This window comes from Deltaproteobacteria bacterium, assembly GCA_016874775.1.
Classification (GTDB): domain Bacteria; phylum Desulfobacterota; class Binatia; order Bin18; family Bin18; genus VGTJ01.
Map to the genome: position 1 here is coordinate 1 of VGTJ01000248.1, position 6,609 is coordinate 6,609.

The 6,609-nt window shown below is 57.1% G+C and carries 7 protein-coding genes; 4 read left to right on the forward strand and 3 right to left on the reverse strand.

Translation table 11 applies throughout. The features are described 5' to 3' along the window. Positions 1-119: 119 nt before the first annotated feature. Together FJ147_26325 and FJ147_26330 are read right to left on the reverse strand one after the other, a co-directional pair. On the reverse strand, positions 120-284 hold the full coding sequence (locus FJ147_26325; GenBank protein MBM4259402.1) for a transposase: 165 nt from the start codon (positions 282-284) through the stop codon (positions 120-122). Continuing rightward, positions 185-718 carry a transposase gene (locus FJ147_26330; GenBank protein MBM4259403.1) on the reverse strand — a complete coding sequence of 178 codons (534 nt, stop codon included), beginning with the start codon at positions 716-718 and terminating at the stop codon, positions 185-187. The genes FJ147_26325 and FJ147_26330 overlap by 100 nt, the downstream gene beginning before the upstream one ends. A gap of 152 nt (positions 719-870) precedes the next feature. On the opposite strand from FJ147_26330, the gene FJ147_26335 reads away from it, so the two are divergent. Next, entirely contained in the window at positions 871-2,217 is a 1,347-nt protein-coding gene (locus FJ147_26335; protein MBM4259404.1) for a transposase, read from the forward strand. Positions 2,218-2,338: 121 nt separating this feature from the next. Here the strand turns inward: FJ147_26335 and FJ147_26340 are convergent, their stop codons facing one another. Beyond that, positions 2,339-3,166 (reverse strand): alpha/beta hydrolase, encoded by an 828-nt coding sequence (locus tag FJ147_26340; protein MBM4259405.1) that lies wholly within the window; start codon positions 3,164-3,166, stop codon positions 2,339-2,341. 125 nt (positions 3,167-3,291) lie between these two features. Between FJ147_26340 and FJ147_26345 the strand changes: the two genes are divergently transcribed. From FJ147_26345 to FJ147_26355, 3 genes are read left to right on the forward strand one after another with little or no spacing between them, the layout of a single operon-like run. Then, a complete protein-coding gene (locus FJ147_26345) occupies positions 3,292-4,146 on the forward strand; it encodes an alpha/beta hydrolase (GenBank protein MBM4259406.1) in 855 nt (284 codons plus the stop codon). 30 nt (positions 4,147-4,176) lie between these two features. After that, positions 4,177-5,400, forward strand: a complete 1,224-nt coding sequence (locus tag FJ147_26350; GenBank protein MBM4259407.1) for an LLM class flavin-dependent oxidoreductase — start codon at positions 4,177-4,179, stop codon at positions 5,398-5,400. Positions 5,401-5,449: 49 nt separating this feature from the next. Beyond that, positions 5,450-6,346: an alpha/beta hydrolase gene (locus FJ147_26355; GenBank protein MBM4259408.1), complete on the forward strand. Its 897-nt coding sequence runs from the start codon at positions 5,450-5,452 to the stop codon at positions 6,344-6,346. The last annotated feature ends 263 nt before the right edge of the window (positions 6,347-6,609 follow it).

The following is a 6,609-nucleotide window of genomic DNA, read 5'->3' on the forward strand; positions in this document are numbered from 1 at the left end:
CCTATGTCGCTCTTAGCTCCATCGCTGCTCGCTCACAAGACCTTCTTTGCTTGCTCCCGCGGAACAAATCGGGTGTCGCTCTTTCCTCCTTCCTGCCTCTCGTGTTTCCTCTTCGTTCATCAGGCCACCCCCAGGCGCTTAGGTTTGCGTTTCCGCTTCCCGATACGGACGCCATCGAGAGTAGTTAGGATAGCGCGTTGATCATGCCAGTTAGCTTTGGTGACGGTGAAGTTGAGCGGATGCCCATGCACTTCAATGAGGAGGTGGCGTTTGAGGCCGCGAATACGGTGTTTGCCGGAGTACCCGACTTGGGACGCAGCCCTTTTCTTGACTTGATCACACTAGCGTCAGGATAGGCATTGGTGAAATTCAAATAGCCTCGCCGGTCAGCTTCTTGAAGCAAGAGGTGAACGATCTTTTGCCACACGCGACGACGTTGGTATTCGAGCAAGCGCCGGTGGCAAGTTTTGGGCGAGGCCGCGATGTCATGGGGTAGGTCTTCCCACTGACAGCCGGTTTTGAGCACGTACAAGATGCTATTGAGAATTTCTCGTTCGTTGGCCCGGGGCCGCCCAGTGCGCGCGCCTATCGGCAACAAGGCAGACAGATAGTCCCCTTGGAGGTCTGTGACATCGGACCGATACGGCTTCCGTGGGCTAAGAGGAACATCGAGTGAGGAGGCTTTTCGTGAGCAATCACGTGTACACGCAGGCTTCATCTCTCCATTTTACCGTGAAAACTGCAACTTTGGCGAGTTTTGAGATAGCTTCTTTGCACTCGACTTTGGCCATTTTCGGATAGCAGGAGGGAGAAGCATTCTCTAGGATAGAGTTGCTGTTCCACGGCAAACTCGACCTCTGGAGGTACTCCATGCCCTCGCTGCCTATCGAGATGATAGTGGTGTTAGCCCCTTTTGCGCAACTCTTTTCGGAGCCAGTCTGGCGCCACGTGCAGGTGCTGGTGGTCGGGGCGATTTTAGCGCCGGGGAAACGGACCGTCAGTAGTTGTTTACGCGTGATGGGGTTAGCGGGGGAGACGCACTTTACGAACTATCATCGGGTGCTGAACCGGGCGCAGTGGTCGACGTTGCAGGCAGGAAAGGTCTTGCTGGGCGTATTGGTGAAGGCCTTCGTGCCGCCCGGAGCTACGATCGTGCTGGGGGCGGACGACACGGTGGAGCGACGCAGCGGGCGCAAGATCAAGGTGAAGGGGTGTTATCGCGATGCCGTACGATCGTCGAAGAAGCACGTGGTGAAGTGTTTTGGGCTGAAGTGGGTGACAATGATGTTATTGGTCCGGGTGCCCTGGGCCAGGCGCGTGTGGGCGTTGCCCTTTTTAACGGTCTTGTGCTGGCCGCCCAAGTCGCGCTACCAGCGGCGGCACAAGACGAGTGTGGACCGGGTCCGGCAGATGATGCAGCAAGTGCGGCGCTGGCTGCCACAGCGCCTGCTCGTCTTGGTGGTCGATGGTGGGTTTGCCGTGGTGGCGCTCGCGTTGGCGTGCACCGTTAGTGAGGTGGTGCTGGTCAGTCGGATGCGACTGGATGCCGCACTCTATCATCCGCCTGGGCCGCACCCCGCCCGTAGGCGCGGACGAAAGCCCACCAAAGGCCCGCGCCAACGCAGTCTCAAATGCTGGGCGACGCGGTCGGACACGCCCTGGGAGTCGGTGGTCGTCAACTGGTATCACGGGGAACGCAAACCCTTGCAGGTCTTCTCCCGTACGGCGCTCTGGTATACTTCGGGGTGGGCCCCGGTCGCGATTCGTTTTGTGCTGGTGCGTGATCCCGACGGCCGGTTGGCCGATGCCGCCTTCTTGTGTACGGACCTGCAGGCTACGCCGACTCAGATCCTCGAGTGCGTGGTGATGCGCTGGTCGGTCGAAGTGACGTTTGAAGAAGCCCGCGCCCATCTGGGCCTGGAAACCCAACGCCAGTGGTCCGATCCCGCCATTGCCCGCACCACCCCGGTCTTGTTCGGCCTCTTTTCTCTGGTGACCTTGCTGACGCTACGCCTCTGCCCCACTGGCCACGTCCCCGTGGAAACTGCGGCGTGGTACCACAAATCGACCGCCACCTTTGCCGACTGTCTCGCCCTGGTGCGACGCTATCTCTGGCGCGCTCGCTATTGCAACAACTCTGCTCTCCACCCTGATCTCCTGCAATTGCCGCGAGAAGCCTTCGAGAGCTTGCTCGATGAACTCCCCTTAGCGGCCTAAGTGGCCAAAGTCGAGTTGCAAAGGTTCTGTGGAACCATGAAACACGCCAACAGAGCGCTGCGCTCCCCTCGCGCGGATACCCACTCTCGCTAACAGCCCAGAGTGTCGTGTTCTGCACTCCTTATGCTAAGCGAGACACAAAGCTCGTGATGAACGCGTTGGTTTGGTCTGGCACTTCAAGCTGTACAAAATGGCCGGTACCGATGGCGCGGGCGAGTTCGACGTGCTTGGCCTGCTTGAGCAAGGACTTGAGTTTCTCATGGTCAACGGCCTGCGGAAAGCTGTCTGCCAGCCAGGGCCCGGCGATCACTAGGACTGGCTGACGCATGGTGGCCGCGGGCGTGGCGGTGTCGGATGCCATGAGCTTGAGTTCTTTGACGCGAGTGTCTACGGGCGTACGACTCGCCTCTGTAACAGCAGCCTCGACGAGTGCGCGGTCAGCCTGGGCACCAAAAAAGCTGGTATACAACTGACGAAAATATTGTTCTCCGTCCGGTGCTGTCATCTTCTCAATCATCTCGGCATAAAAGCGCGCTGGCATTTTGCTTGGATGGTCGAGAGCGAAGCCAGGCGAGATGGCCGTATCCACCATCACGTAGGCTCTGGCTAACTCAGGATACTCGGAGCAGAAGTACACCCCCGCTGGGCCACCACCTGCATGCGCAATGGCGACCGCGTTGGTGAAGCCTTCGTGCCGCGCCAAGGCTGCAATATCCGCAGCGTGCTGCTGCGGGGTATGACCAGCGCCAGGCGTGGTGGACTTGCCCATGCCACGTCGATCCATACGAAGTATTCGATGGGAATTCTGAAAGTACCTCACTTGTTGTTCCCAGTGATTGAGATTCGAGCACCAACCGTGAATGAAAATCAGCGGAGGATTGCCCCGTTCGTTACCTTCGACCTTGTAGTGTAACTCAGCCCCATCGTCAGTCCTGAATGTCGGCATCATGTCCTCCCGTCTCCGTGTGATCTTTTACAAGCATTACGTGCCGCCACACCCTATCTACGTCTGGGCCTGCCTGCAAGCCAACAGGAAGACCACAGATCACGTCGCGGACACCATCTGGTTGGGCCATGGGTGGGTTGTCAACGCGCTGGATTCTCAGCACACTGTCCAACGCTGAAGGAGATCTGCTGATGAACGACACAGACCCGTCAGGGATGGAATGGTTATCGGTTGGCAATAGTCGACTCGAAGTGCTACGTCGCGGACAAGGGCAACCAGTGCTGCTACTGCATGGCATGCAGAACATTGACCCACACGCCCCGTTTCTCGACTTCCTCAGTCGCCGTGTGGCGATCATCGCGCCCTCGCATCCCGGCTTTGGTCACTCCCCACGCCCGGCTGACTTTGACACGGTCTACGATCTCGTCCATCTCTATCTCGATCTGCTTAACACGCTGCCGTATGAAAAGGTCACGGTTATGGGGTGCTCATTCGGGGGGTGGCTCGCTGCAGAACTCGCGGTGACATGTTGTCACCGCATCGATCGTCTTGTGCTTGTCGATGCCTTTGGCATCAAGATCTCAGACCGGGAAACACCTGATATCCTTGATGTCTTTAACACCTCGCCGCAGGAAGTACAGCGTCGCAGTTGGCACGCGCCCGAGCAGTGGACGCCAGATTTCAATGCCATGTCCGACGATGCCGTAGTCGTCCGTGCGCAGAATTGGGAGTCGCTGTGTCTCTATGGTTGGCATCCCTACATGCATAACCCGCAATTGAAGCGGTGGCTGCACACGATTACGTGCCCGACACTGGTGTTATGGGGCGCGAGCGACAGAATCGTGGAGCCTTCGTACGGGTGCGCGTATAGCGAGCTCATTCCTCATGCCCGATTCGAAGTGATCGCCAACGCTGGCCACCATCCGGAAATTGAACAGCCCGCAGTCTTTGTTGACCACGTCGTGCGGTTCTTGGAAGCATAGCTACACACCACGCAAAGGAGGGGAGCAACAATGGAGATTTGGTACCACAACGAAAACCCCTACCCATTCGTCCCGCAAGATGTGCTTGATCGTGCCGATTCAGTGCGCGCGAGCTTACCGAACCGATATTGTGACCCGGCGATCGCTGCCAATCTGTTCGAGGAAACGCTCGACGAGTTCATGTTGTGTGATGATCTGGGGATCAATGTCGTTGCCATCGAGCATCATGCTGGTATCAACTCACTGTTTGGTGCCAATCCACTAATTCTCGGTATTCTTGCCAGACAAACCCGTAAGGTCCGTATCCTCAGTATGGGTACCCTCATCTCCCTGCGCCCAGATCCAGTGCGGGTTGCTGAAGAGTATGCCACCGCCGATGTGATCTCGCGTGGGCGCTTGGATATCGGCTTCGTGAAGTCAGGCGCCAGCGAGATGGCGTCAAACAATGCCAATCCAGTGACCAACATCGAGCGCTATTGGGAAGCGATCGATCTTGTGATCAAAACGTTGCAGCATCAAGATGGGCCGTTTAGTTGGGAGGGCAAGCATTTTACTCATCGCCACGTCAACATCTGGCCGCGCCCATGGCAACAGCCGCATCCGCCCTTATGGGCAGCGACTGGTGATCCTGACACTACCAGTGAAGTCGGGCGTCGCGGCATGGTGAATGTGCTCGTCTTACGCGGAGAGGACGGCACCAAGCGGGCTTGGAGTGCCTATCGCCAGGCCCGTGCCGAGGCCGGGCTTCCACCAGTCACCACCAGTAACTTTGCCTATGCGGCGTTAGCGTATGTGGGTGAGACGCATGAGGAAGGAGTCGCCATTGGCAGCAAGTTGCTGTGGTTCCTCAACACCAGCCTCAAGATGGCACCGCAGTACGCGCAGTTTCTACCAGGAGCAATGGCACCACAATTCGCTCCACAGGTGTATCGGACCAAGCCGCAACCACCTGTGCGGAGCGACAAAGAAACGGGAGCTGGTAAGCCGGTCGTGTCGGCGATTCAGAATGTGGGTGGACTGATCGGTCTTACTGCAGAACAAGCGATGGCGCGCCAGATTCTCTTTGCTGGGAGCCCCGATACCGTCTATCAACAAATCATGGATTTCTACACGAACGTGGGCGGGTTTGGCCATTTGGTCATCATTGGCCGGTCGGGATTCATGACCCACGCCGAGGCGGAAAAAGGGCTGAAACTCTTCGCCAAAGAGGTCATGCCCAGACTAAAAGAGATTCCTCCACGTACGGTCGAGTAACTCAGGATGAAGGAGTGAGACACGCTTCATCACACACAGAGGGGCGAAGATGGCTATGCAATACGATGTGGTGTATGGCACAGGCAATGGTCGCGAGTTATGCGTCGATATTTTCCCTGCGACCGGAACGCAGAACTACCGCACTGCTGTTCTGCAATTGCATGGCGGTCGCTGGCGCTATGGTAACCGTAAAATGATGGCCGATCATGCGCGGAGTCTCAGTGCACTGGGCTTCACCTGCCTGCCGAGCGAATATCGCTTGCTCGGCGAAGCGCCGTGGCCGGCGGCACTACATGATGTCAAAGCTGCGATTCGCTGGACACGAGCCAATGCCGACCGCTTGGATGTAGACCCGAACCGGATCGCTCTCCAGGGATGTAGCGCGGGCGCCTATCTCGCACTCATGGCAGCAGCAACCAATGGGCGAGCGGAGTGGGAAGGACACGGTGGCAACGCGCAGGTCTCCAGTACCATCAATGCCATCATCTCGATCTATCCAGTAACCTTGTTCAAGCAAGACTGGCCCGGATGCTACAACGGCGACGCGCCGATCGCGGCGTCGGATGGTTACCTACCGGCATCCTTGCTACTCGAAGACAAACTGACGGAGGAGCAAGTCCAAGCGATCTCTCCCTATTCGTACGTCACTCCCCACTTTCCTTCCACAGCGCTGTGGCATGGTGGAGCTGATACGTATGTCCCACCATCGCATAGCATCCGCATGTACGAAGCATTGGTGCGGGCAGGCGTGATCGCTGATCTGCATCTCATTGCCGGTGTTGCCCATGTCTTCGATTTTGCCCCGAGCCATCTTGCAACTGTCCAACACGCGACAGCGCTCTTTTTGCGACGAACCATCAGTGACCCTAAAGCAATGCAGGAAGAAATCGCTGGCGTCGGCACGATGCTAAAAACCAAAGTCGACGAATTCAACTTGCCACGGTAAGCAAGCGTAACGATGCTCAGAGCGTTACGCTCTTTGACAGTGTGGCAGCAGAGGGGAGATACTGTCAGCAAGGTACGACGCTCCTCACTCGATGCAGTACGAGGACATCAATGTCATGGAAACGACCCAAGAAATCGCAGGAGAAACACACACGACGCCGATACAGGACTTACGCTTGAGGACCACAAGTATCATTTTAGGGATATGATTACCAAGAAGCAGTACGTCGAATATTTGGTGAGCACGCCGAAGAATTGCACCTG